The sequence below is a fragment of the Spiroplasma kunkelii CR2-3x genome, from assembly GCF_001274875.1.
Lineage (GTDB): Bacteria > Bacillota_I > Bacilli_A > Mycoplasmatales > Mycoplasmataceae > Spiroplasma > Spiroplasma kunkelii.
This window is the reverse complement of sequence record NZ_CP010899.1, coordinates 677750-703186: the sequence shown is the minus strand read 5'-3', so window position 1 is coordinate 703186 and position 25437 is coordinate 677750. Positions and strand designations below refer to the sequence as shown.

Below are 25437 nucleotides of genomic sequence, written 5' to 3'. Positions count from 1 at the left end.
ACTAATGTGAATAATAAATTCTTTTATATTACGAGTTGTTTATATAAAAGTGGTTTTTTTGTTGGCTTGAGAGGGAGAGGGGTATCATTAGAAAAAATTGACAGTAGAAAACTTTTTAAAATTTTATAAAAAAAATATGCCAACAGATGGTGATTATTAATTATATAAGAAGAATTCTATACAATTTTAGGCCAAACCAAAGTAGAATTGAAAATTTATTATTTCCAAAACCAAATAGTGCAATATTTTTTAAAACAAAAATTAGGGTTTTAGTTGTGAAAGAGAAAGTTGATTTAGATTTACAGGAATTTGCGGAAATAGTAATAGATTTTTGAAATTATTATAAATTAGAAACATGGAAGGATAATTATTGTTTGGTTTTTAAGATACGGCAAAATGAGTTTGATGCATTAGTTAAAAGTGCTAATGTTTGAAAGCAAAAAGTAGAAACAAAGGAATTTACGCCAATTTTTAGACCCATTTTTAATTTTTTTAAAGAAAAATATAAATTAGATTTAAATTCTAAGTTCAAGATATACATAAATAACCACCGGAATCAAAAATATAAAATTAATTTAATCAAAAAGCAAGGTTTTTTTTGCTGTAGAAGTATTTATATCATTATGATATAAATTTTTATAGTTTCTTTATTAGACCTAAGCAGTAAACAAGTTATTAATGGTTATTAATGATAGTGACTTTGTATTTTTACAGATGCTAGAATTTAAGGTTGGTTAATTTTTATAAAAATAAATTAAATAGTAAAAAAGATAATTACTGAAGAAATTAATAATATTCCAGCAATGATTAATAATATTTTTCGTGTTTTTTTAATTATTGCTTCTTCGTCAGTTAAAGTGGGTTGATAACGGCGACGATGATCATTAAAGTAAACTATAGCTTGCTTATTTTTATATCAGCCTAAAATTAATCAGATTAATAAAATTAAAACAAAGAAGCTAACAACAATTCATTCTGTTTTTTTTATATCTTTAAAAGCAAAAATTCCTAATAAAAAACTAATTCCAAGTAAAAATGCACTAGTTGAAATAGCAATTAAATAATGGTATCAAGTAATTTTTTTTAGTTTTTGATAAGTTTCTAATTTTATTGTTTGATTATGGTATGTTTCTTCAACAATTTCTTTAACTTCTTTTTCATGAATTTCTTTTTCTTCACGTTTTAATTTATTTAATTCTTTAAACATATTTTTCTTTTTTGACATTATTTCCCCCACATTAATATTTTTTAAATTTATTATTAAATTATATTGTATTTTTATAAAAAGTAAATTATAATTACATAATATAAAATTATATTTTGTATCAAGTACATTATTTTAAATAAGTTATTTTAAGCACATTATTTTATTAATATTTGATAAAAGGGACATTTTATTTTTTCTTAGAACTAGGGAGGGAAATATATGAAAAATATTAAAAAAGATAAAGATATTTCTAAAACCAATTTTGATATTAGTAAAGAATATGATAATAAGTTTGTTAATGTTGATTTAGATTATCAACAAGCAAATAAACGAACATCACTTTTTACTGAAATGAAATATAAAATGGCAATTTTTAATCATCACCGTCGGGAGTTTTTTGATCGTTTTCCATTAATAAGTTATTCATTAAAAAGAATCTTTTTTGCAATTATTACTTTATTGCTAGCAATTTGTGTAATTTTTATTTTATTGCGATTAGTAACTCCCGATGATATTTATATTAAAGACATTGATATTGATAAATTAAAAATTTTACCAGGTACACCAGAATATAATGCTTTATTGGAGCAAAAAATGAAAATTTTTGGAGTATATGGCTCAATTTGAAGTCAATTAGGAACATATTTACGAAATATTATGCCTTTTATTAAAAAAACAATAATTATTAATAGTGCTTTTGATACAATAACTGGTGAATTAGTTGGTGAAAAAGTTACAACATGATTTTACTTAGGAGTTGTTTTTTCAACAGCAGTAGCAGAACCAGGAGAATTAGTGTCAGATATCTTTGTAAGAGCAATTCCATATTCATTTGGTTTTGGGTCAGTTGCAGTGTTATTAGCTTATTTAATTGGTGTGCCATTAGGAATCAATGCGGCACAAAATAAAGAACGTGGCGTTGATAATACCATTAATTCTGGGTCAATTATCTTTTTAACAATTCCACCGGTTGTTTTAGTAGTGGGGATTTATTTAATTTCAATTAATGTTTTTTATGCTCATGGTTTATTTAGTTCGGGAACTTTTGATACTAAATTTTGGCCAGTATTTGCAATTTTTTTAATGATAACACCACCAATTGTTATTAATACAAGACGATATGTTATTGATGAAATGACTGCTGATTATACTAAGTTTGCCCTATCAAAAGGCATGACTAATCGTTATATTTTCTATATTCATATTTTCCGTAATGCTGGGATTCGAATTTTTCGTTTATTACCAGCAGCTTTTTTAACAACAATTTTTGGGGCAAGTATCTTTGCTGAACAAAATTGAGCAATTCCAGGTATGAGTAAATTTATTGTCTCGGGTGTTGGAAACAAGGATTCCTTTGTTGTCATGGGATATATTCTATTAACAGCAACGGCTGGAATTGTTACTAGTTTAATAGCCGATATTATGATGGCGATATTAGATCCAAGAGTAAAATTAACAAAATAAAAAGAGGAGAAAAAATGATGCGAAGAGTTACATATGAAGAGTTACTTGATTTTCAAAGTTATGATATTAATAATTTAGATCCAAGTTTATTTGAAATTGTTGGTCCTCAACTAGAAGAGAATGAACGAATTTTAACGAAATCATATCGTTATTGAAAAGTAGTTGGTCAAATTTTAATTACTAAAAAAACGTTTATTGTTTGTTTATTATTATTACTTGCAATTATCTTATTAACAGCGATTGTCCCAATTGGTAAAGTTGCGAACCCATTACCTGCTGATTTACCAATTACTAATTATCAACAACCTTTAGCTCCAAATGCAACTTATTTATTTGGACTGGGGATGAATGGTGAGAATTATTGAGATAAAATTTGAATTGGAATGCGAACAACCTTATTATTTACATTAATAATTGCCTTAATTCAAATTTTAATTGGTGTTATTGTTGGTTCAATTTGAGGATTTTCTAAAAAATTTGATATTTTATTTATTGAAATTACACGATTTTTAAATTTAGTACCAACACTAATTTTATGATTAATTATTATTTTTGCTTTAGGTAAAACAATGCCCGTAATTATTTTTGCCGTATCACTTACTAGTTGAATTACTTTGGCAGAGGTTATCCGAGTCCAAATTATTTTAGTCCGAAATACTGAATATAATCTTGCTTCAAAAATGTTAGGAACATCTGGATCAAAAATTGTGACAAAAAATATTATGCCACGAATTTTACCATTAATTATTCAAACAGCATCATTTGCTGTACCAATGGCTATTGCAATTGATTCAACATTAAATTACTTTAACTTTGGTTTTGTCCAAGGACGTGAAAATACAACATTAGGATTTATTTTAAATGAAGTATTAGCATCTAGTAAGTGACAAGATTATCCACATTTATTAATTATTCCTATTTGTTTTATTGCTGGAACATCGGTTTTATTTTTCTTATTCGGAAAAGTATTTGCTGACTCATTAGACCCCAAAAACCATTATAAATAAAAATAACGTATTAAAAGGAGATATTGCTTTATGGAAAAAGAAATTGTTATTTCAATTAAAAAATTAATAATAAAATTTAAAACTCGTGCCAATGTTTTAACTGCTATTCGAAATATTTCTTTTGATATTTATGATGGTGAAACATTAGCAATTGTTGGTGAGTCAGGGAGTGGTAAGTCAGTTATGACTAAAACATTTACTAATATGTTAGAAAGTAATGGCTGAATTAGTAATGGTTCAATTGTTTATTCGCCTTCAAAAAATATTTTATCGGATGATTTAGCGTATTTTCGAAAACCAGTTCATTTAGTTGATTTCCATAAAATTTTATTAGATAATAACCTACAAAAAAATATTATTAAGTATAATAAAAAACAAATTATTAGAACAACACAAAAAATCAAAATGATTAATAATTTGGAATTAACTAATTTGCAAACAGCAATTATTGATTTACAAAATAAAATTGAAGTGTTAAAAAAACAAATTAGTTTTAGTTATTCAAACCGAATTAATAATAAAATAGGAAAACTTAATGCACAATTAAAGGAATATAAAAATCAACAAGAGATGTTGTTAAATCCTGAATTAAAACAAAAAAAGATTGAATTTTTACAAAATCAAATTGTTGGTTATAAGAATGAAATTTACAAAATTAAAAAATTAACTTGAAGTGAAAAACGATTATTAGGGAAAAATATTCAGTTTTTAAAAAATTATTTTGAGCAAAAAATTATTCCTTTACCAACAGAATTTAGTAAAATTCAAACTTATTTTAGTAAAAAAACTTATACCGATGGGATTCGCTATCGGATTAACAAATTAAATCAGTTAATGGCAAGTGGAAAACCTTTGGATGCTGCTAATTTTGCTAATGTATATGAAGAATGAAATTTAATTAAAAATTTTGAATTTATCAATAAATTAAAAGCGGCAAAACAAATTAGTAAATTACGTGGTCCAACAATAGCAACAATTTTCCAAGATCCAATGACATCGTTAAATCCATTATTATCAGTTGGCTTTCAAATTTCAGAAGTATTACGAAAAAATCGTAAAATGTCACGAGCAATAGCAAAAAAAACAGCAATTGAATTACTAGAAAAAGTTGGAATTCCAAAGGCTAAAAAGCGTTATCATGATATCCCAGGAATGTATTCGGGTGGAATGCGCCAAAGGGTAGTTATTGCAATTTCTTTAGCTTGTCAACCAAAAGTTTTAATTTGTGATGAACCAACGACAGCCTTAGATGTTACAATTCAAGCACAAATTCTGGATTTAATTAAATCATTACAAAAAGAATATAAATTTACTGTTATTTTTATTACACATGATTTAGGCGTTGTAGCAAATATTGCTGATCGGGTTGCTGTAATGTATGCTGGTCAGATTATTGAGTATGGAACAGTGAATGATATCTTTTTTGATCCAAAGCACCCTTATACTTGAGCGTTATTATCTTCTTTACCACAATTTGGTCAAAAAGGAGAAGACCTTTATTCAATTTCTGGTTCACCACCATCATTATATGCAAAAGTATATGGAGATCCATTTGCTCCTCGTAATCAACATGCGATGAAAATTGATTATTTATTAGAACCACCAATGTTTAAAGTAAGTGAAACACATTATGCAAAAACATGACTATTAGATCCACGAGCTGCAAAAGTAACAAAACCAAAGCAATTACAACAGTTAGAACAAATTAAAAATGATACAAAGGTAGGTGATTAAGATGAACAAAAACGAACAAGAACAGTTTATTATGGTTCGCGATTTGTTAATTCAATTTCGCCAAAAAAATAAAAAAGTAAATGCAGTTAAAAGGGCAAATTTTGATATTTACCGTGGAGAAATTTTTAGTATTGTTGGTGAGTCGGGAAGTGGTAAAACAACGATTGGCCGTGCCATTGCTGGTGTGCAACCAATTAAAGATGGAACCATTTATATGGATAAGCATTTGATTCGGGGAAAACCACCACAATTATATAAAATTAATTTAGATATTAATGAAAAATTGCGATTATTACGAAATAATAATATGTTATTAAATAAAAATTTAAGTAACTATATTAATAATTTAAAAATTAGTTATTATCGTTATTTTGAAAATAAAAAATATGTTGTTAATACGAAAGAATTAATACCCTATACAAATAAGAAATATTTAATAACAACTAACCTTGAATTAAAGAAAGTTGATTTACTAAATTTTAATCATAGTAACAATCATTTTACATTAATAAAAGAAATGTATGAACATAATTTAATTTTATTAAAAGATATGTTAAAAGATTATCAACGAATTTTTTGTTTTATGGATAATTTGCATGAATGAATTCCATCATTATCTCTTGCCCTAGAAGAAGAAATCAAAGGTCGTGTCCGCGGAAATATTGAAATTATTGAAGGAAATATTTTATTAGGGCATCAAATTTATAAAGTTTTTTTAAAATTAGAAGAAAATCGTAATGCTCTAAAAGAAAACCTTGTATTAGAACAAGCACAAAAATATTATGATGCTTCTTTTGAACAATTAGCAAATTTATTATCAATTCATACTAAATTGTTAAATGAAATTTATTTTTTACATAAAAATCAACGGGCAGTTTTTATTCTTTTTGTTCCGAAGAGAAAACGAAAAAAATATATTTTAAGTTATAATAAAAGTTTTAATGTTTTTAAAAATGATTTTAAAAAGGCATATTTACAGGAATTACAAAAATTGGAATTAGAATCGCAAATAAATCAACAAGCAATTATTGCCTTACAGCAAGCATATCAAACTAGTACTTTAATGATAAAAATTGCAACAACAAATATGGCAAAGACATTGAATGAATTAGCAACCACGTCTAATTTGAAAACAAGTTTAGCAGCATTACCAAATAATGAATGAAAAGAAGGATTAATGATTTTGATTAAGAAAAGTGCAACAGTAGAACAGCAACAAATGATGCTTGCTGATTTATCATATTTAGCACGACATGGGGTTTTTCGTGATCAAACAACAATTAAATTATATTATCAATTAGTAGGTAAGAAATATAAAACTTCAGAATCGGAGATTATTACTTCTAATCGTTTATTAGATTTATTAGATTTACCATTAATTGATGAAATTGTTAAAAATGCGGAATTGTTTAAATTACCCACAAGGCGAGAAAAACGTTTACAAAAGAAAAAAATTCAAATGATTTTTCAAGATCCATCTTCGTCATTAAACGATCGAATTTCAGTTGAAGAAATTATTGGAGAAGGGTTAACAAATTTTCCTGAATTATATCAAAATGATACTGCTCGCCAGTTATATTTAACTTATTATAATAATAATTTAGGAAAAAATGAAAAACCATTAAAGTTAGAACAAATTAAAGATCGTGATGTTAAACATTTCTTAATTTTAAACATTTTAAAAGAGGTTGGATTACTACCAGAACATTTATCACGTTATTCACATGAATTTTCAGGGGGACAACGACAACGAATTGGTATCGCTCGGGCATTAATTATGAAACCACAATTTATTATTGCTGATGAACCAATTTCAGCATTAGATGTTTCAATTAGAGCCCAAGTTTTAAACTTATTAAAAAAATTTCAACAACAATATAATTTAACTTATATTTTTGTTGCCCATGATTTATCGGTTGTTCGGTTTATTGCTGACCGAATTGCTGTTATTTATCATGGTCAACTTGTTGAATTAGCAAAGGCTGAAGATTTATTTACTAATCCATTACATCCATATACGCGTGCATTATTATCAACAATTCCGTTACCTAATCCAAATTATGAAAAAGAAAAAGTTCATTTTATCTATGAACCAGAAAAAGAACATTGAGATTACTTATTTGATTTACCAGAGTTTACTGAAATTAAAACGGGGCACTATTTATTTGGTAATTCACGTGAAATTGCTGCAGCAAAAGCTAAACTTGCTTTGACAGTTGGCAGAAAGGAGGTGTAACGATGTTTAAAAATAAATTGGCATTTTTTGCTAGTTTTACGGCAATAACAACAGTAACACCATTAGTTGTTTCATGTGGAATTAGTTTAGATTTGTTAGAAAATCGTTTAATTACAGATAATGCTTTTCGTTCTATTTTTAAATCCCCCCTAACATCATGGTCAAGTGCATCAACAATGTTAGTTGATGATAATAAAATTTTAGCTGATGTTCTTGGAACATTAGTAGCAATTGATAAATATAATCGTAGTTTCGGTGATCTTGCTGAGCAAAAAGATAAAACATCAAAATATGTTGGAATTCCTAATGCTGATCAAAGTGAATGAAAATATAAAATTTCACCAAAAGCAAAATGATTTGATTATCAAGGTAATTTTAAACGGCAAGTTAAAGCTAGTGATATGATTAATACTGCTAAGTTTGCTTTATTTCCAAAGAATTTATCGGCAACATCAGGATTATGACGAACTTTTATTAGTGGGGCACAAGAAATTTGAGATTATTTTCAGGCAGGTAATTATCAACCAGATTATTATAATGATCCAAATTGAAAAAAATTAGGAATGACAATTAATGAAGCTGATGATGAAATTACCATTAAATTAACAAAGTCAGCAGAATATTTTGATACTTTAATGACTTATTTAGCTTTTGCACCATTACCAGAAAAGGCGTTACGACAAAGTTATAATTATGGGACCAATTATAAAAATATTTGATATTCAGGAGCATATTTAGTTGAAAAATATAGTTCAACTTCACAAATTTTATTGCGAAAAAACCCTGCTTATCGACATGCCAAATTAACATACATTGATAAATTAAATTATACTTATTTAGCAAATAATGATGTTTCGCGTGAACGTGTTTTATTTGAATCAGGTGATATTAATGATTTTCTAGTTGAACCAACAGATAGTAATGGTTGAAAGAAATATGTTGGTTCTAATCCTGCTAATCCAATTTTTAGTGGTTCATCAAGTATTATTAATCCTGAAGCAATAACAAGTACAATTATTCATAATTATGCGAATAGTGATATTTTAAATTCAAACCCAGCTCGTGCTAAGCAAGCATTAAATGCAAGTAAGGCGTTACAATATGATAAAGTTCGAAAATATTTAGCAACCCAACTAGACCGTAGTAAATATGTTAAATATTATTCCGAAGCCCTAGATGATTCACCAACTTCCAAGTTTTTACGAAATGTTTATACTGCACGTTATTTTGTTTATAATGGGGATGTTGATTATGCATCATATGTTGAAGAAGCATATGCAAACCATTTTTTAGATGGTAATGCAATGGCTGCCAGCCAACTATTAAAAGATGGTAGTGATGCTTTATATCATAACAAAGATTTATTAAAAAATGATGATAACATTTTAAATGATATTCGCACTTGATTACAAAAAAATATTGGTGCTTCACAAGTTGAATTTCGTTTTTTAATGAATGGAGCACACACATTAACAATTAATAAATTTTTATTGAATATGATTGACTCATTTAACGCTGAAAATGATGTAATTAAAATTATTCCAGATATTACTGTTGATGCTACAGAATATGGAACCCGTCGTAAAAAAGCCGATTGAGATATGCAAGCAGGAGGATGATTACCAGATTATGCTGATCCATATACTTACTTACATACCTTTTCCTTAGGTGGTGATTTACAATATTATTTTGGAACTTCACGGATTTTTAGTGACCTAAAATTAACGAATAACCTTGCACCAGACTATGCAACAATTAAGGATCAATTGAGTAATCCATATTGAAATCTTTTAAAAAATACAACAGCAATTGAAAATTTTTATAATGTTTTTAAAAATTATACTAACCAAGTTGTGGCAAGTGATGAAATTACTGATCCCGTTCACTTAGCTGATCGTTATCGAGGTTTTGCCGAAGTTGAATTTAATGCTATTTATACTAATTTTATGTTTATTCCAGTTTATGTTCCAAATGGATCATATCAAATTCGAATTTCATATGTAACACCACGAACACAAGTTACAATTGGGTATGGTAGTTCAAAACATAAACATTGAGGAATGGTTTTAAATCCGTATTTACTAACGACACAAGAGCGACAAATTATTGAAAAACGTTATCAACAACAATTAGCAATTATTCAAACTGATTATAAGGCGTTTAGGGAGGATTATTAATATGAAAAAGTTGTTAACATCTTTTACGGCTTTAATGATTATTAGTATTCCTGCGACTGTTGTTAGTTGTGTTAGAATGGAAACGCGTGATCGTAGTAAAATTTCGTTATCTTTATTTAAAAGTGAATTATCTTTAATTCCTGTTTTTGAAACACAACAACCAACCACAAAAGTAACTGAAACGATATTTCAAAATGCAGTTTATGATGCATTAGAAACAAACGAATATCATGGTGAAATTCGAAATGCGGAATTAAAATTTATTTATTATGACAAAAATGGCATTTCAAAATCGTGAACTGATTTACCTTGACAACCACTAACAAGTGGCGGTGCAAAGACAGCATTATTATGAGTACAAATTATTGCTAATAAGAATAGTATCCATTTTACAGATAAAACTGATATTATTTCAATAACATTATATCAAAACCAACCACTTGCATTAGATACCATTACATTTAATTATGAAGCGAAAGTGTTAAAAGCCTTATCAGTTGAGAATATGATGGCCTATTTTGCTATCTTAAATCCAAAATTTTATTTATCAACCCGTCATTTTGCAATTACTAAAACAACTGATTATGTTATTATTAAGGCATTATCAACCTCAAATCGATATTGTGGTGAAAATCGTATTAATATTTAGAGTTATCTTACAATTTTATAAAATTAAAATATTTGGAGAAAATTTGTTTAAAAAAAATTTTCTCCTTTTTATTGATTTTAATAACTATCTGTTTAAAATTACGATATAATTAAACTAGGAACAATAGAAAAGGAAGAAGAAGATGATTAGTGTAAACGATTTCCGCCCGGGATTAACGTTTCAATATGAGGGTAATATTTACGTAGTAATTGAAGCACAACATTCAAAATCTGGTCGTGGGCAAGCGCATGTTAAAACAAAAGTTAAAAATTTGCGTAGCAATGCAATAACAAATATTACTTTCACTGGTGGTGATAAAGTTAAAAAAGCAATAATTGATAAGGTTGAAATGCAATATTTATATGATGATGGTACGAATGTCATTTTTATGGATACGCAAACTTATGAGCAATTAGAAATTCCCTCAACTAATTTAGTTTGAGAAAAAAAATTTTTAAAAGAAGGAGTAATGGCTTCTGTTACCAAATATGATGGTGAAGTATTGGGAATTATTTTACCAGATAAGGTCGATCTAACAGTTACTGAGGCAGAAGTAGCAGTAAAAGGTGATACTAGTTCTGGTGCAATGAAAAAAGCAGTGCTAGAAACTGGCTGAGAATTACAGGTTCCGTTGTTTATTAAAAAAGGAGAAGTTATTACTGTTTCAACTAGTGATGGAAAATATTCCGGACGAGCTTAATTTTAACAATTTATAAAAGGAGAAATTGAAGATGAATAATAATTTTAATGAATTAACAATTGAAAATAATCATCGTGGGACAATTGTTGTTAGTTTATTAACAATTAAAAAGATTATTTTATATGCAATCCGGGATATGACTCACCAATATTTTGCAGATAAAGTTGAATGTCTCATGATTGATAATTCATTATTGTACATTTATATTAGTGGAAAAGTAATGGCAAAAGAAAACCTAAATGATTTAACAGTTGAAATTAATGAAGCAATTATGAAAGAATTAAGTTATTCGTTACAAATTAAACCAAAAAATATTAGTATCACTTATCATAATTAATAATTTAATAGCGAAGTAACTATAGAAAAAAATGTTGCTTTCAATGATAGTATTATTTTATATTAAAAATTTATCGAAACTTGTATGTAGTATGCCACATACATTTTAAAGATTACAATAAAATAACAAAAATAATAAAAATATTTATTTTATAATATAAAAATATCATAAAATAAATAAATAAAAAATATAAAATTAAACAAACTAAAAATTAGTTTAAATACAAAACTTAATAATTTAAAATTATTTAATTAAACTATTCAAAAAGTTAAATGGTGTCTTAAAATTTAAAGACTTATGCACTCTTTCAAAATTATAAAAATAATAATAATCATTTAATTTATTCTGTAAACTAACGACATTTAATATTTTTTCTTCAAATACAAATAATTTAGTATAATTTTGATGAAATCTTTCAATCTTACATATGAAAATATTTTTTGTTTTATTTTTTTATAATATTTATTTTTATAATTTTTACTTAAAAAATTTTTTAATTTTGCTTGTAAATCAAACAAATTAAAATTATGTAGAATACATATTATATTTTACGGCAAAAGCATAAATAAAATCAGTTAAATCATTTAAAAAATTTTCCTTTTTAACATCATAAAATTTTTCAACCATATATGTATTTTTTCAACTATCTCACATTTGATAAAAACTAAAAAAAGATGAACTTGGTTTATCATAAACAACTCCTGTTGAATAACTATCTTGTAAAAAATCCAAATACCATTTATCATTAAACAATAATTTTTTTGATGTTTTTAAAGTTGGATTAATAAAATAATTTGTCTCCGACCAATTTTCAAAAAAACTGCTGCGTAAAAACATCGTATTAATAAAATCAGTTTCATTAATACCTTTATCAGTACTATTCTCTCGTTTAAGCGTATAATGCTCTCCATTTAAGGGTATAAACGCCGTTAAAGTAATAAATGGAATAACCAAACCTAAAAAAGTTAAAATAAATATAGCAAATAAAGATAACGATTTTTTCATAAATTTAACTCCTAACTATACAATGTTTTTGAAACAATAAACCCAACAATATATAAACTCGATATTGTTAACATTAACGGATGACTAAACAAAACTGCCATTCTACCAAATAATCAAATCAACCAAGTATCAGAATTATATAAATCCATAATAATATTTTTTGCTGATGTAAGTTGATTAATAATAACAGTAATAAAACCAGTTCCAAATATAGCGATTGCCGCCACCAATAAAACTAATTTAATCATTATTTAACACCTCTTTTAATTTTTGCTTGTTGTCTAATATTTTGACGTTTAATTTCTCGTTTAACTTGTTGCTTATTACTATTCTGATAAACATTTTTACCAACATTAATACCTTTTCGTACAGTTGATGAATATACTTGCTAAACACCATTATTAACTGTTGAACCTAAATTATTATACTGTGTTGATGTGCCGTGAATTGCGTAAATTGATAACTTAATAACCATAAAAAAGATTAAAAAATAAGCAATCGACGTATTTGTCATAGGTAACTTTGTATTTCAAATTAAATCAAAAATAAACAAAAATATATCAAAAACAAAACTAAAAATCTTGTCTCAATTACTATTATTATTTTCAACTAATAAATTAATCATCTTTCTTATTTCCTTTCTCTTTTTTAGGTTTTAAATTCTTTTTCAAAATATCAATATCAAATAACTCCAATCGTTCTTTAACACTTAATTTTGTAATTTCTGACCAATAATATTCTTTTTTATTAATAATTTCATCATTTTTTAAATCACGCACAAATTTTAATCATTGACTATCATACTTATTGGCAAATTCAAGCGGAATAATTATTTTAAAAAACCGAATTCCTAATCCAACATCCGACTTATGTTTTACTCGTTTACCTTCTGCTGTTCGTTCTACTGATTTTGTTTTTCAAATTTCATAATCTGTTATATCTTGAAAAATTCCAATTCGCATAATAAAGAAACGATTAAAAAAATTAAATCCCTTTTTAGCAACAAGTTTTTTCAATGAAATTGGAATAATAATTCCACTTGCTAACTGGCGAATATTATTTCAAATCATACCCTCACGCTGAGCACTAAACAACGCACGATTACCAAAATGTCTCGCTAAAACAATTCACGGTATTTTACCACTATGAACTTTTTTCTCATCGTGAGGACTAGTTCCATCAATATACAAATAACTTTCATCAAATAAAATAACACTATCATCGGGTGGAACTGGTTTTGTTCTATCTGTAAAATCTAAATTTTTAAATGTTAAAACTTTTACTTTATCATCTTCCAACGGATAATTACTATAAATTTTATCTGTCAATAATTTCATAGTTTGCGATAAATAAGTTAAAAGTAATGTTTTACCAGTTCCTAATTTACCAATAATTACCGACAACGGATTATCTCAAATAAATTGAACTAACCGAAAAGCATTTAACTGATAAAAAATATTTTTTCACAATCATCACACAAAATAAACACACTGCAAAGCAAACAACAATCAAAATACTAAACCAACACAATACAAAGAAATTATCCAAAATAATAAATCAATTAAACTAAACAAAAACATTGAACCACTAATATAACAATAATTTTTAAAGAAAAATACAAAATTTTTCATTATTTAAAATACCCAACTATTTTAAAAACCATTCACAAGAAAAACCAAGTTAAGAACAAAATAACAATTCAAATACCAACCATTAAAGTTAAATATTCATTTTGCGTTAAATTCCACATTGTAATAGTTTCAACATTTGTTTTATCTATAAACAAAAATATATGAATAAAAAACTCTTTTAATTTAATTCAATCATTTTGCATATTTAAAAACTCCACATTTTTTGAATAAGTTTAAAAAACATTCCAAAAAACAAAACAATAAATAACACAAACGATATAACATATAAAAACTCAGGGGCATTTGCACCAATAATATAACTAACAAATTGAACTCAATAATCATATAAACTCATTTAATTTAAATCTTCCAAATCTTTAATTAATTGTTGCTCTTTTTCAACAGTTCAATTTATTAAATTATTATTGTTATTATTTGCTTTTACTTTTTTAGGTTCACTTGAAAATAACGCTTCTTTCATTTTAGTAAAATAATTTTGTTTATATTGATTATATAAATTGATTAATTCTGTTCCAGTTAAATATTTTCAAATATTTCGCTTTAAATTTTCATCATACTTTATAATAGGATAAGAATTATCATAAATCAAACCAATTGCTACTTGCTCTGAATGTTTTTCACTCGGATAAATAAGCTTATTACTCAACCAAAAACCAATATGGCGATTATGATTGGGTAAATTAATAAAACTTGCTTTATCTGTTGTAAAGGGGATAAATTCCTTACTAATAAAATAATTTTCTATATTCTGATTTTTCTTAATATAATTACTCAATTTTATCAACTCCTTCAATTTGTCAATATTGAATTAATTTTTCTTTTTCAACATCAAAATCCACCTTAATTTCAAAAATATATTTTATATGCATAATAATCATAAAAATAAATGATATAAAAGCAAATACAGACATAATAATTTCAAAGAATGGAAAATCTTTACCATAACTTAATATTGAAAGATAAATAAATAAACTTAAAATAAATAAATTAATAATATGTCCAAAAAAACAAATCAAATTTAATCAAAAAATATCTTTAATAAAATCTCTCTTTATTTTTTTATATTCCTTAGTTGTTTTAAATTTCATATCCATAATATAATCTCCTAACTAAATATTTGTTTAATAAATAATGTTATAAATAATGTTTATATAATGTTTATTTATTGTAATAAACACTGATTATTAACAATGTTATAAAAAATGTTAATATAATGTTTATATATTGTAATAAACAATATTTATTAACAATGTTATAGATGAGAATGTTAATGTACTGTTTTTTTAATAAACAATGTTATTAACAATGTTAAATATATAAAATAATAAAAATTGGCACACTTAAAAATACTATTTAATTTTTAACAATATTTATTAAAATATAAAATTATTCAATCAAATCATATAAATAGTTAGTGTGCCACAACTAAAATATATGATAAATAATAAATACTAAACTCCTTTAACCATAATACGGAAAAAATTTAATATTTTTATAATACAAAATATAGCAAACGGAATTAAAATAATTCACGCATCGCCTAAGAAAACCATTATCTCAGGTAAAATATTTGTTACACCATCTTTAACTTTTCATAATGCACTAGTTAATCCAGTTCAAATACCAGTCATCCCCTCAGTCATAGTTTTAGGTGTAGGTGTTGTTGTTGTTAAAAAATTAACCGCCGTTGTTAAATACATACCTAACATTATTTTTTATCCTTCTTTCTTTCAATTTCTTTTTTATCTTTTTTATTTCCTTGAATTTGTTTAATTTTTTGATAAATTGATAAACCAATTCAAGCAAAAATCCCTAATAAAATAATAATACTAAGTATTGTTGTTAATAAAGTTGACATAATACATCTCCTCTCTAAAAATTAAAAAATTGAAATTTGCAAACTCGCTCCGCTCGTTATTGCTTTGCTCCATTAAAAAACACTATTTAATAAATTATCCGCTAATAAATTACGCGGAATAATTTATTCTTTTACTTTTTAATTTCAATATCTTTTGCAATCTTATTAACAGTATTAATAACATTATCTTTACCATACTTTTTCACTAGCGACCGCAAAATAAAATATTGCTTTGTTTGCATAATTTCAACTCCTTAATTAAAAATATTAAAAAAAATTTACTTTCCAAAACTGTAAAAACCAAAAATACAAAATGTGTGTGGTTTCTACAAACAAATTAAAATTATTAATAATATATTTCATTAATTTACACCTACCATCAAAAATATATAAAATTAATATTTAATACAAAATAATTAATATATAATTGATATATAATAAAATCCACTATATATAAAACAATAAAAAGGAGCAATATATATGAAAAAATTACTTAGCATAATAGTAGTAATCGGATTAACCGCAACAAGCACAACAAGTTTAATTGCTTGTAAAACACTTAAATCAAATAATAATAGTAAAAACGAGGGCAATAAAGCAGAAACTACACTAAAACCACAACAACCACCAGAAAATAGTAATTGAAAAACTATAAATAGCACATTTAATCATGAATTTAAAACACGTAATAATAAATTTTATATAATATCAGCAAAAAAAACAACGAGAAGATAAAACTTGAAAAATTATTAAATTTAAAAATGATGATATTAATAATCTATTTGGTAATGTGTTAAATAATGGAGTTAAAATTAAAGACATTTGATATATAGTAAATAGTTTATATTATTGAAATGGGGTTGGTGAACCTGAAACACCAACAATCAACGAAAACACCGGTGAAATTACTGACTGAAAAGAACAAAAAAGAAACTAAATAACAGTTCCTTTTTTATATTAATCGCACAAATTTCATAAAAATAATTAATAAAAAAATATTTGTTATTGTACTATACAATGCAGGATTAAATTTTCATACCTCAAATATTTGACTAAAAAAACTATATACTGTCTCAAAAACCTTGCCAACACCACTCGCTAACTCGTTAACTTGTTTAACTCCCGGCATACTAGCAATAATACAAATTAGTTCTTTAATTAATAAACTAATTTTTAATAATTCACTTTTTAATAATTCACCAAATATTTTTATATTTGAAATAATCTTACCACTATATCGTGTTACAATTTGATTAATTTCATTAACTAACTCATATTTCTTAGCAAAGGGATATTTATTACCAATACTACTATTAGAAACTTTATTTTCAATATTTCAAATTGACTTAAAATTAGTTAATTGACCACGATTATCAGATCATAATAGGAGCAATCGGATTAACCGCAACAAGCACAACAAGTTTAATTGCTTGTAAAACACTTAAATCAAATAATAATAGTAAAAACGAGGGCAATAAAGCAGAAACTACACTAAAACCACAACAACCACCAGAAAATAGTAATTGAAAAACTATAAATAGCACATTTAATCATGAATTTAAAACACGTAATAATAAATTTTATATAATATCAGCAAAAAAACAACAAGAAGATAAAACTTGAAAAATTATTAAATTTAAAAATGATGATATTAATAATCTATTTGGTAATGTGTGAAATAATGGAGTTAAAATTAAAGACATTTGATATATAGTAAATAGTTTATATTATTGAAATGGGGTTGGTGAACCTGAAACACCAGCAACCAACGAAAACACTGGTGAAATTACTGATTGAAATACTTATCAACAAAATTTTGTAAAAGAATTTATTAATTATTCTTTAACTGCTGTTTTGCAAGAAAATATTAGAATTCAACAAGGTGGTAGTGCGGATTATGAAAATCCGAATAAGGTTGGAACAAAGCGGATAATTTTTGATTTTGAGACGGTTGATGAATTAGATGTTAAAAATATTAAAAAAGCAATTTATCGGATGATTTTGACTGTTGATGAAGCAAATACAATTATTTCAGGTAGTTTAGAGTTAAATAATGTTAATAGTGATGATTTAAGTTTTAATTTTAGTTTTATGCGAACGGTAACGGGTGAAGTTTTTAATTTTAATGGTTCAATTTATTCATTAATAAATAATAAATATTTAAGATATTATCAACAGTTTAACGGTCAATTTGATTTATTTAATTTTTTACAGTCGTTTTTTGCAAGTGCTTTGGTGCCATTGTTTCAAAATCGTAGTTCGTTTATTGAAAATGGATATATTGATAATTTACAGTATGATACTGTTTTAGTTAACTTTTTTACGTTGAAATTGCAAAATTTTAATAATATTTTATTGAGTAAAAATATTAACGATAAATTACAATTTGATAAATTATTAAATAGTATGTTTAAGATTTCACAGAAATTTTATACTAATTATTTACGCACGATTTTTGATTTAGAAAATAATACTTATGTGCAAGGTTATAATAAAAAATATGGTTTATTAGTAAATAATGGTTTTAAAATTTATCCACGATATTTTTATTTTTCAGATAAATATAAGAAATTAGATATTAAATTATAATTCAGCATTTAAAAATCGGTTTTATACCATTAATAATTATGGTAGTGTTTTTAATTATGATTTTTCGGTTGTTAATAATTATGATATTAAATTAAATTCTGGTTATGTTTTTGGTGGTGATTTACAAAATAAATATGGTTTGCAATATAAGAAAATTGAAGAACAAAAAATCGGTTATAATGTTTTTGAATTGCAAGCACAAAAAGAAAATGATATGTATCGTTATTATGATTTTAATTTTGGGATTTATAATTGACAAGAGATAAATAGTGGTGGTTTGTTCCCCGATAAACAATAATGACAAGTGCAATATGTAACGCCTGAGGGTTGATGAGATTTTGGTGCTCATATTAAAAATGCGGTGATTTGGATTGTTAATACTATGTATTGGAGTAAAGAATTAAAAGATAGTGTATTTCAAAATATATGAAATATGTTAGATGAAAATCATATTCCTTATACTATTAATTTATCAAATTTTACTTTTACTTTATCAAATGGTAGCAAAATATATTGTAAAGGTTTACATTCACCAAGTCGGAAAGAAAAATTAAAAGCTTTTGCTGATTTGAATAAATATAAATTAGTTATTGATTGAAGAGAAGAAAGTGATCAATTTCAACAAAAGATTTAAGTGATTTAGAGTTTGCTATTTGTGATTATCAAAATAAAATAACAATTAATACTTGTAATCTTGAAAGTTTAAAAAGGTATATTGTTGATTATTGTAATGAATTATTACCTTTATGTTTTTCACAAGTTCATAAAACTTTATTTGATAAAAATTCTTCTGTAATGAATGATATTACCTGATAACAATCATTAACATCACATATTTTTTTGTTGTTTAATTATCATTACCCCCTTTTAGGAGTTGTTTTTTATTTCAAATAAAAAACAACTCTAACAAGAGTTGCTTTTTTTGCCGCTTCATCGTACACGATGCCTGTGCTTTAGTCGGCATTACAATGGATTATTTTAATAAAGAAGTTAAATTAACAAAATAGAATTTTTTTTTTGGCAATTATTTCGTTATAATATAATTAACTGGGTTCAATGAAAATAATTTAATAGTTTTAAAATAATTATAAATTAGAAGGGAAAAATATAATGTTAAACAATCTTTCAAAGAAAATGAAGTTTATTTGACTAGGAATTTTAAGCGTAGTTCTTAGTATTTTTTTAATTATAGGAATTGGGTTAAATTTATTAATAGTTTATAAATTTATTAATAGTTTAAAAACTCAAATTCAACGAGCATTTCCACAGGGAAAGTTTGTAATAAATAGTAAGATTAAAATTTATGAAACGCTAACTAATACTGTTTTAAAAACATCATATGAAGCTGATATTTTATCATCGTTAAATTTTTATGAAAAACCAGATGAAAATGAAACAATCAAACAAAAGTATTTACAGTTTGCCTAGACATGATTTATAATCACTGGGGACCAACCATCAAAAAACACGAAAATATTGATTTATATAATGTTGGGCTTGATTTAATTGAATTTGATAAAACAGTTGCATTTAAATTTCATTCGTATTGGTATGTTAATACTGGCACTCAATGAATGTTTAAAAGTGGTGGGATTAAACAAATGTTTAGTGCAGCATAAGCAAGATTTTTTAATTGCATATTTAAAAATCAAACTTTATTATTAACAAGATAGGTTCCAATTGATTTGTTGACAACTAACCCATTGATATAACCCATTGATATCAGAGTAGGGACACTGTTTTTATTTTAATGTGACCATTTTTATTAGTTATCATTGGACCAATTATTTTTATAATTATTATTATTAGAAAAAAGAATTAATAAAGGAGAAAAAATATGAAAAGATTTTTTACTTTACTTGCTGTTTTGAATGTAACAACAGGGAGTACTAATATGGTTACGAGTTGTACGATTGAACAAGGCTGACATCTCAATGCTGATGATTCGTTATTATTAATTGGAAAAGATATTGATAAATCAAAAGCAATTGATGATGCAAAAAGTAATTTACAATTTACAAATTATTATATTTTAGGGGATAGTTTAAGTGATTCGCATGGAATTGAAAAACTAATAAAAAATAGTTTTAAATTAGATATTAAAATTGGAACTGATGATCCAAGTGATTTAGAAAATTATCAAAATGGCAGTTTTACAAATGGAAATACAGTAGCTGTTTTATTAAATGATAAACTTGGTTTTGATGAAATTAAACCAGGAATTCCAAATGATCGTGATAGTGATTTTGGACGCAATTATGCAATTGCTGGGGCAACTGCTGCAGATGTTGCAGGAACAGCAGGGGTATTATTAAATCGTGTTACAATTGAAAAACAAGCTCAAGCATTAGTTACCCAGCACAAATTGCGTTCTACAGACTTAGTTTTATTTGAAATAGGAGGCAATGATTTGTTTCAAATTATTGATACAACAAATCCGCAGGTGGAGTTACAAATGATGCAACAAAGTGTTGAACGAATTAAAATAGCATTATTTACCTTATTAAATAATGGGGTTCGAAAAATATTATTTTCTGATGCACCAAATGTCAGTATAATTCCACGTTATAATAACAATAACCAAGATTCGGATGAGAATTTAAAAAAACGTGCAAATAATATAGCAACCGAATTTCATTCTCGTGTAACAAAAATGATTGAGTTAGCAAATAGCTATTACAATAATGCAATTCGAAATTGAGGACTATTTGATAATTTACCTGTTTTAATGACAGAATTTAAAACGCGTCATCCGCAGGGCAATGTAACAGTTAATTTTAGATCAGGATTAGATTTAGATTTTATGAAAATTATTGAAGAAGAAAAGTTAAATGCGCAACGTAATCCAGCATTACCATTCAATGCTAATGTTGATGATTATTTCTTTTTTGACATTGTTCATCCAACAAGAGAAGTTCATCAGTTAGCAATGGAACATTATTATCAAACTGTAAAGGAGTGAACTTAACATGAAAAAGTTATTAGCGTATTTAGGGAGTTTGACATTACTAACAACTTCAGTTGCCCCAACAATTGGGTGTCTTAATCCTGAAAGTAATGCTCCACCATTAAGACATTATCAACCAAGTTTAGATGCCTTAAATAGTCAAGTTGCCAAAATGGCTTACATTAGTGATCAACATAAATATGATTTTAATTATTTAATGTATCAGTTTGCTCAACCAATGTATTTAAAAGACTTACCAACACAACCAGCCCAACAAGAAAACTTTCAAGAATATAATCGCTATTCTGAATTATTTAGTCGATATTATGGGAATGCTTATTTAAAAAGCGATTTAAAAACAAATTTAAACTTAACCAATTTTTTTAAACCAGAACAAGCAAATAAAATGATTTCAAATGTTGCTCAATGAGGTTCACAAATTTTTAATATTTTTACTAAAAAAGGATTACATGGTTTATTAACATTAATTGCAAACGGTCATTTATTAAATGAGTTCTTATCACCAACAATTTTAAAATTTGCAAGTGATATTCTTGACCAAGAAACATTAATTTCTTTACTTAATGCTTTTGATGATTCAATTTACCAAGGAATGACTTATCAAGAATCCTTGACATCGGGAATGATTGGTCTTGTTAATGCTGTCAATGAATTAACAGGGAAGTCAGGACGATTTGACTATAAAAATAAAACAAATTTACAAGCAACAGCATACAACTATACAACAGCGTTTAAGACCTTTGGAACAACAATTGTCGAAATAATGCAACAAAAAATTAATTTTAAATTTAATCTAATTAATAATTTGACAGCAATTAGTGAAGTCATTCGGTTTAGTCGCATTGTCCTAAATTATTTACAACAATTTGATGCAAATCAAGATGTGACATGAAATGATATTGTCAGAGTTCGCTCGGCTTCTTATCAACTTGATTCAAAAATAGATTTACAACAAATTATGCGGAATTTATCACAATGATTAGGAGATTCAACCGGGAAGAGATTACAAACATTAATGGCCATTTTATTGCAAAGTTCTGAACATCATCAAATTAGTCCGATGCTTTGAAAAAATCTTTCCTTTTTAGTAACAGAAGATTTAACACCAGCTGGGTTATCCGCTTTTGGTAAAGTTATCATTAATATTTATCAACCCCTTGATTTATTTGGAACAAAAGGTTATACAGGAAATTTAGTATGAGATTTAATTAATACAATCGCGGCTGGTGAAACATTAAATGATATGGTTACTTTTTTAACAAACTCATTAGTTGAAAAAAACTTACCAGCAAATTTAAAACCAATTATCACCAAAATTGTTGATAATCAAAATGCGGTTAATGATTTATTCTTGGAATTATATCACGGTGATATCTTAGGTGATATTTTGACAATGTTATTACCAAATTCATCTGTTTCAAAAATTAAAAATTTAAAAATGGTTTTTACAGAACCATTACAAAATTGATTACCAAATAACGAATTAACTAATTTTATTAAACATAAAAGTATTGTTGAAGTTTGTAAAGAAATAACCGCATCAATAAATGAACCAGTATTTATTGATGCAAAAGATGTTTATCATCTATTTGACCAGTTTTTAACACCAACTACGAATCAGTCATGACTTTTGCGTGATGCCTTATTAAACCCAGATTGTTTTTTAGAAATATTAGGATTTAAAGATAAGATAATTATTGACAATAGTCCCTTATTTTATTTAAATTCTATTTTAGAAAACATCAAAGGAATCAATGGTGTTTTTACAACTTTAACAAAATATCTTACTGATTTTAATAAAAGTCAAAATGTTATTTTACAAGAAATGCAAAAGACGATTGCTAAAATAGATGTTACTGTTCTAGCACAACCAATGTATAATGTTTTTGAATATCAAATTAATGATAAAACTATTACAATTACTGTTGAATTACATAATAATAAGTATTTTATTAGTAAAATTATAATGAATTAAAGATGCTAAAAGGTTATGATTTATAGAAAAAAATAATCTTTTTTATTGAAAATTGATATAATTAAATAATAGCAAGAAATGAGGGTTTTAAATAATGGCAAAGAATATTTTTGGTAAAAAAAAGAATCGCAATTTATTACTAAATTATTTTAAACCATCCATTTATGTGAAAAATGTTAATAAAATTAATCTTGAATCATTAAAAAAACATGGAATTAAAGTCTTTATTTGTGATTTAGATAATACTTTAACCCCATTTTACCGTGGTATTCCGAATACTGATAATTTAAATTTAATTCAAAAGATCAAGGAATTAGGGATGATTTTTGTGTTAGTATCAAATAATGCCCGAAAACGAGTTGAACGGTTTGCACAAAAAGCGGGTATTGAACATTATTATTGAAATGCTAAAAAACCATTATTAAAATATTTTCGTGTGATTTCACGGCAATTTAATACTAATCCTCATGAAATGATTATGGTTGGTGATCAATTAATTACGGATGTTTTATTCGCTAATCGAGCCCACATGGAAAGCATTTTAGTTGTCCCAGTAACAGGTGTTAATGAATCAAACAGATTAATGCGTTTATTAGAAAATTTACTTTATAAACGGTTAGCTCAAAAAAATATTTTACATAAAGGTTTCTTTGATGAAGGAGAATATGGATTAGACTATGATATCTTATAAGAAGTGCCCTGGTTGTGGGGTTATTTTACAAACTACAACCCCAAACAATCTTGGATATGTGGAAACATTAACGCAAGATTATTGTTATCGTTGTTTTCGGTTAACTCATTATAATGAACTAGTTACTTATAATATAACAGCAATTGATTTTCTTGCAAAGTTACGGCAAGATTATCATTTGAATTGACATTATTTTTATGTTTTAGATGTTTATGATTTGGATGGAACACGGAATTTGGAATTAGAACAACTATTACAAAATAATAAAGTAACTTTAATTATTAATAAAATTGATTTAGTAAATAAATTAATTAATGCTAATAAAATTATTACTTATATTAGTGAACTTTTTCGAAATTCAGTGCTTTTTTCAAAAATAGAAGATATTATTTTAGTGAGTGGTTTAAAAAATTATGGTTTAGATGAATTATGACGATATATTAAGCGCCAAGATAATGATCTTGTTTTTGTTGGTAGTTCTAATACAGGAAAAAGTACATTATTAAATAGTTTAATTAAGTTAATTAACAAAAAACAAAAAATTACTGTTTCGAATAACCTTGCAACAACATTAGATAAAATTGTTGTTAATTTGGGAACGAGACAGAAAGTTTATGATACTCCTGGTATTATTAATAAGCATAGTCTGCTTCCATATCTTGCCGAAAATAATAAAAATATGCTTACTAAACAATTATTAAAACCAATTACATTTCAATTGTCTGCAGAGCAAACAATTTTTTATGAAGAATTAGCTAGTTTTTCATATCTGATGGGTTTAAAAACAAGTTTTCATTTTTATAAAAATAACAATTTGAAATTACACCGTACCAAATTAAGTAATAAAGATTATTATTTTACCCAGCATCTACCAACTGCTGTTGTTAGATTACAAGATTATCAAGAATGAAATGAACGAATGATCGAAATTAAGGAACTAGGTAATTATTCGCTCTTTATTGCTGGCTTAGGATGAATTAGTTTTAAAGGGCAAAGTGGTCAAAAAATAATGGTTGGAACCCATCAAAACATTAAAATTACACTACGAAAACAGTTTATTTAGTTTTATAATTAAAAGTAGATAAGTAGAAAGGAAATAAAAGATTATGAATCTTGTTAAAAAATATCCTTATGTAATTACTAATTTAGATGACACAATTGCAGGGAAAGGTTATATAATTAATCCTG

The 25437-nt window shown here is 25.7% G+C and carries 29 protein-coding genes and 3 pseudogenes; 19 read left to right on the top strand and 13 right to left on the bottom strand.

Going from position 1 to position 25437, the window contains the following annotated elements; all coding sequences use genetic code 4:
- The first annotated feature begins 275 nt into the window (after positions 1–275).
- Complete coding sequence (locus tag SKUN_RS09210; protein WP_158500760.1) at positions 276–632, top strand: hypothetical protein; 357 nt, start codon at positions 276–278, stop codon at positions 630–632.
- A 122-nt stretch (positions 633–754) separates the two neighbouring features.
- On the opposite strand, the gene SKUN_RS03900 is transcribed toward SKUN_RS09210, so the two are convergent.
- Positions 755–1225 (bottom strand): hypothetical protein, encoded by a 471-nt coding sequence (locus SKUN_RS03900; protein ID WP_053390934.1) that lies wholly within the window; start codon positions 1223–1225, stop codon positions 755–757.
- A gap of 201 nt (positions 1226–1426) precedes the next feature.
- Here SKUN_RS03900 and oppB point away from each other — a divergent pair, with 201 nt between their 5' ends.
- From oppB to SKUN_RS03860, 8 genes are all read left to right on the top strand, one after another.
- Positions 1427–2671 carry an oligopeptide ABC transporter permease OppB gene (gene oppB, locus SKUN_RS03895; RefSeq protein ID WP_053390933.1) on the top strand — a complete coding sequence of 415 codons (1245 nt, stop codon included), beginning with the start codon at positions 1427–1429 and terminating at the stop codon, positions 2669–2671.
- 17 nt (positions 2672–2688) lie between these two features.
- Positions 2689–3678, top strand: a complete 990-nt coding sequence (gene oppC / locus SKUN_RS03890; RefSeq protein ID WP_053390932.1) for an oligopeptide ABC transporter permease OppC — start codon at positions 2689–2691, stop codon at positions 3676–3678.
- 30 nt (positions 3679–3708) lie between these two features.
- Positions 3709–5412: an oligopeptide ABC transporter ATP-binding protein OppD gene (gene oppD, locus SKUN_RS11620; protein ID WP_053390931.1), complete on the top strand. Its 1704-nt coding sequence runs from the start codon at positions 3709–3711 to the stop codon at positions 5410–5412.
- 1 nt (position 5413) lies between these two features.
- Positions 5414–7648 (top strand): oligopeptide ABC transporter ATP-binding protein OppF, encoded by a 2235-nt coding sequence (gene oppF, locus SKUN_RS11615; RefSeq protein ID WP_053390930.1) that lies wholly within the window; start codon positions 5414–5416, stop codon positions 7646–7648.
- Between the two features lie 2 nt (positions 7649–7650).
- Positions 7651–9825, top strand: coding sequence for an ABC transporter substrate-binding protein (locus SKUN_RS03875; RefSeq protein ID WP_053390929.1), 2175 nt, complete (start codon positions 7651–7653; stop codon positions 9823–9825).
- Between the two features lies 1 nt (position 9826).
- Positions 9827–10474, top strand: a complete 648-nt coding sequence (locus tag SKUN_RS03870; protein WP_053390928.1) for a hypothetical protein — start codon at positions 9827–9829, stop codon at positions 10472–10474.
- 142 nt (positions 10475–10616) lie between these two features.
- On the top strand, positions 10617–11174 hold the full coding sequence (efp, locus tag SKUN_RS03865; RefSeq protein ID WP_053390927.1) for an elongation factor P: 558 nt from the start codon (positions 10617–10619) through the stop codon (positions 11172–11174).
- 31 nt (positions 11175–11205) lie between these two features.
- On the top strand, positions 11206–11511 hold the full coding sequence (locus tag SKUN_RS03860) for an MMB_0454 family protein (RefSeq protein WP_053390926.1): 306 nt from the start codon (positions 11206–11208) through the stop codon (positions 11509–11511).
- A 243-nt stretch (positions 11512–11754) separates the two neighbouring features.
- Here the strand turns inward: SKUN_RS03860 and SKUN_RS08395 are convergent, their stop codons facing one another.
- From SKUN_RS08395 to SKUN_RS08390, 11 genes and pseudogenes are all read right to left on the bottom strand, one after another.
- Positions 11755–11877, bottom strand: a complete 123-nt coding sequence (locus SKUN_RS08395; RefSeq protein ID WP_235511377.1) for a hypothetical protein — start codon at positions 11875–11877, stop codon at positions 11755–11757.
- Positions 11878–12051: 174 nt separating this feature from the next.
- Positions 12052–12516, bottom strand: a pseudogene (locus SKUN_RS03855) (spiroplasma phage ORF1-like family protein); the annotation flags it as partial.
- An 11-nt stretch (positions 12517–12527) separates the two neighbouring features.
- Positions 12528–12764, bottom strand: coding sequence for a hypothetical protein (locus SKUN_RS03850; protein WP_053390909.1), 237 nt, complete (start codon positions 12762–12764; stop codon positions 12528–12530).
- Positions 12764–13141: pseudogene (locus SKUN_RS11755) on the bottom strand (hypothetical protein). Before SKUN_RS11755 ends, SKUN_RS03850 begins: the two are co-directional and overlap by 1 nt.
- The gene (locus SKUN_RS03840) at positions 13134–14147 is read right to left on the bottom strand and encodes a hypothetical protein (protein ID WP_053390924.1); all 1014 of its coding nucleotides are present in this window, start codon (positions 14145–14147) and stop codon (positions 13134–13136) included. The pseudogene SKUN_RS11755 and the gene SKUN_RS03840 overlap by 8 nt, the downstream one beginning before the upstream one ends.
- Complete coding sequence (locus tag SKUN_RS03835) at positions 14147–14350, bottom strand: DUF2649 family protein (RefSeq protein ID WP_015988088.1); 204 nt, start codon at positions 14348–14350, stop codon at positions 14147–14149. Before SKUN_RS03835 ends, SKUN_RS03840 begins: the two co-directional genes overlap by 1 nt.
- Before the next feature lie 2 nt (positions 14351–14352).
- Positions 14353–14502 carry a hypothetical protein gene (locus SKUN_RS09205; protein WP_015967972.1) on the bottom strand — a complete coding sequence of 50 codons (150 nt, stop codon included), beginning with the start codon at positions 14500–14502 and terminating at the stop codon, positions 14353–14355.
- Positions 14503–14943, bottom strand: coding sequence for a DUF3627 domain-containing protein (locus tag SKUN_RS03830; RefSeq protein WP_083436098.1), 441 nt, complete (start codon positions 14941–14943; stop codon positions 14503–14505).
- The gene (locus SKUN_RS03825; protein WP_053390685.1) at positions 14936–15262 is read right to left on the bottom strand and encodes a hypothetical protein; all 327 of its coding nucleotides are present in this window, start codon (positions 15260–15262) and stop codon (positions 14936–14938) included. Before SKUN_RS03825 ends, SKUN_RS03830 begins: the two co-directional genes overlap by 8 nt.
- A gap of 357 nt (positions 15263–15619) precedes the next feature.
- Complete coding sequence (locus SKUN_RS03820) at positions 15620–15877, bottom strand: hypothetical protein (RefSeq protein WP_053390922.1); 258 nt, start codon at positions 15875–15877, stop codon at positions 15620–15622.
- Complete coding sequence (locus SKUN_RS08390) at positions 15877–16026, bottom strand: hypothetical protein (protein ID WP_083436097.1); 150 nt, start codon at positions 16024–16026, stop codon at positions 15877–15879. The genes SKUN_RS03820 and SKUN_RS08390 overlap by 1 nt, the downstream gene beginning before the upstream one ends.
- A 480-nt stretch (positions 16027–16506) precedes the next feature.
- On the opposite strand from SKUN_RS08390, the gene SKUN_RS03815 reads away from it, so the two are divergent.
- Entirely contained in the window at positions 16507–16761 is a 255-nt protein-coding gene (locus tag SKUN_RS03815; protein ID WP_053390921.1) for a lipoprotein, read from the top strand.
- A gap of 55 nt (positions 16762–16816) precedes the next feature.
- Complete coding sequence (locus SKUN_RS08825; RefSeq protein WP_144416757.1) at positions 16817–16963, top strand: DUF3688 family protein; 147 nt, start codon at positions 16817–16819, stop codon at positions 16961–16963.
- 15 nt (positions 16964–16978) lie between these two features.
- Here SKUN_RS08825 and SKUN_RS11885 read toward each other — a convergent pair whose 3' ends face one another.
- Entirely contained in the window at positions 16979–17221 is a 243-nt protein-coding gene (locus SKUN_RS11885) for a spiroplasma phage ORF1-like family protein (protein ID WP_456299946.1), read from the bottom strand.
- 530 nt (positions 17222–17751) lie between these two features.
- Between SKUN_RS11885 and SKUN_RS03805 the strand changes: the two are divergent.
- The 8 genes and pseudogenes from SKUN_RS03805 to yqeH all read left to right on the top strand — a co-directional run.
- Positions 17752–19004: pseudogene (locus SKUN_RS03805) on the top strand (spiroplasma phage ORF1-like family protein); the annotation flags it as partial.
- A gap of 205 nt (positions 19005–19209) precedes the next feature.
- On the top strand, positions 19210–19431 hold the full coding sequence (locus SKUN_RS03800; RefSeq protein ID WP_053390919.1) for a hypothetical protein: 222 nt from the start codon (positions 19210–19212) through the stop codon (positions 19429–19431).
- A 294-nt stretch (positions 19432–19725) separates the two neighbouring features.
- Positions 19726–20043 carry a hypothetical protein gene (locus SKUN_RS10575; protein WP_235511348.1) on the top strand — a complete coding sequence of 106 codons (318 nt, stop codon included), beginning with the start codon at positions 19726–19728 and terminating at the stop codon, positions 20041–20043.
- A 2-nt stretch (positions 20044–20045) separates the two neighbouring features.
- Complete coding sequence (locus SKUN_RS10570; RefSeq protein ID WP_235511347.1) at positions 20046–20234, top strand: hypothetical protein; 189 nt, start codon at positions 20046–20048, stop codon at positions 20232–20234.
- Positions 20235–20452: 218 nt separating this feature from the next.
- Entirely contained in the window at positions 20453–21583 is a 1131-nt protein-coding gene (locus SKUN_RS03790) for an SGNH/GDSL hydrolase family protein (protein ID WP_053390918.1), read from the top strand.
- 1 nt (position 21584) lies between these two features.
- Positions 21585–23558, top strand: a complete 1974-nt coding sequence (locus SKUN_RS03785) for an MOLPALP family lipoprotein (protein WP_053390917.1) — start codon at positions 21585–21587, stop codon at positions 23556–23558.
- Positions 23559–23652: 94 nt separating this feature from the next.
- On the top strand, positions 23653–24249 hold the full coding sequence (locus SKUN_RS03780) for a YqeG family HAD IIIA-type phosphatase (RefSeq protein WP_053390916.1): 597 nt from the start codon (positions 23653–23655) through the stop codon (positions 24247–24249).
- Complete coding sequence (gene yqeH, locus SKUN_RS03775) at positions 24236–25312, top strand: ribosome biogenesis GTPase YqeH (RefSeq protein WP_053390915.1); 1077 nt, start codon at positions 24236–24238, stop codon at positions 25310–25312. The genes SKUN_RS03780 and yqeH overlap by 14 nt, the downstream gene beginning before the upstream one ends.
- Positions 25313–25437 lie beyond the last annotated feature (125 nt).